Source organism: Stenotrophomonas sp. GbtcB23 (assembly GCF_019091045.1).
Classification (GTDB): Bacteria; Pseudomonadota; Gammaproteobacteria; order Xanthomonadales; family Xanthomonadaceae; genus Stenotrophomonas; species Stenotrophomonas rhizophila_A.
Map to the genome: position 1 here is coordinate 1 of NZ_JAGXKC010000801.1, position 228 is coordinate 228.

The following is a 228-nucleotide window of genomic DNA, read 5'->3' on the forward strand; positions in this document are numbered from 1 at the left end:
GGCAATCTGGCGCTGCCCGCGTCGCCTTATCAGGTGATGGCCGGAACGGTGATCGCCGGCGCGCTGGTGACAGGCATCAAGTCGGACTTGCCGGGCGACGTGATCGGCACTGTGCCGGAGCCGGCCTATGACACGGCCACCGGCAAGTTCCTGCTGATCCCGCAGGGGTCGCGCATCCTAGGGCGCTACAACAGCCAGGTCAGCTACGGGCAGAGCCGCGTGCAAGTG

Annotated in this window: 1 protein-coding gene; it reads left to right on the top strand. The window is 67.1% G+C overall.

The window, feature by feature from the left end:
* The coding region (locus KVS69_RS20980) for a TrbI/VirB10 family protein (protein WP_302675407.1) at positions 1–228 on the top strand (228 nt) is incomplete at both ends.